This window comes from Escherichia sp. E4702 (assembly GCF_963883545.1).
GTDB lineage: Bacteria > Pseudomonadota > Gammaproteobacteria > Enterobacterales > Enterobacteriaceae > Escherichia.
The window spans coordinates 1-1,166 of record NZ_CAWORF010000073.1; the positions used below are offsets into that span (position 1 = coordinate 1).

At 51.1% G+C, this 1,166-nt stretch carries 1 tRNA gene and 2 rRNA genes; all 3 read left to right on the plus strand.

What is annotated here, in order from left to right:
• Positions 1-317, plus strand: a 16S ribosomal RNA gene (locus AACU94_RS24645); the annotation flags it as partial.
• A gap of 85 nt (positions 318-402) precedes the next feature.
• Positions 403-478 (plus strand) — tRNA-Glu (locus AACU94_RS24650).
• Between the two features lie 193 nt (positions 479-671).
• Positions 672-1,166: ribosomal RNA gene (locus tag AACU94_RS24655) — 23S ribosomal RNA — on the plus strand; the annotation flags it as partial.

The window sequence follows — 1,166 nt, forward strand, 5'->3', positions numbered from 1 at the left end:
GCTACACACGTGCTACAATGGCGCATACAAGAGAGCGACCTCGCGAGAGCAGCGGACCTCATAAGTGCGTCGTAGTCCGGATTGGAGTCTGCAACTCGACTCCATGAAGTCGGAATCGCTAGTAATCGTGGATCAGAATGCCACGGTGAATACGTTCCCGGGCCTTGTACACACCGCCCGTCACACCATGGGAGTGGGTTGCAAAAGAAGTAGGTAGCTTAACCTTCGGGAGGGCGCTTACCACTTTGTGATTCATGACTGGGGTGAAGTCGTAACAAGGTAACCGTAGGGGAACCTGCGGTTGGATCACCTCCTTACCTTAAAGAAGCGTACTTTGCAGTGCTCACACAGATTGTCTGATAGAAAGTGAAAAGCAAGGCGTCTTGCGAAGCAGACTGATACGTCCCCTTCGTCTAGAGGCCCAGGACACCGCCCTTTCACGGCGGTAACAGGGGTTCGAATCCCCTAGGGGACGCCACTTGCTGGTTTGTGAGTGAAAGTCGCTGACCTCTGTATCTCAAAACTCACTTACGAGTGATGTTTGAGATATTTGCTCTTTAAAAATCTGGATCAAGCTGAAAATTGAAACACTGAACAACGAAAGTTGTTCGTGAGTCTCTCAAATTTTTGCAACACGATGATGAATCGAAAGAAACATCTTCGGGTTGTGAGGTTAAGCGACTAAGCGTACACGGTGGATGCCCTGGCAGTCAGAGGCGATGAAGGACGTGCTAATCTGCGATAAGCGTCGGTAAGGTGATATGAACCGTTATAACCGGCGATTTCCGAATGGGGAAACCCAGTGTGATTCGTCACACTATCATTAACTGAATCCATAGGTTAATGAGGCGAACCGGGGGAACTGAAACATCTAAGTACCCCGAGGAAAAGAAATCAACCGAGATTCCCCCAGTAGCGGCGAGCGAACGGGGAGCAGCCCAGAGCCTGAATCAGTGTGTGTGTTAGTGGAAGCGTCTGGAAAGGCGCGCGATACAGGGTGACAGCCCCGTACACAAAAATGCACATGCTGTGAGCTCGATGAGTAGGGCGGGACACGTGGTATCCTGTCTGAATATGGGGGGACCATCCTCCAAGGCTAAATACTCCTGACTGACCGATAGTGAACCAGTACCGTGAGGGAAAGGCGAAAAGAACCCCGGCGAGGG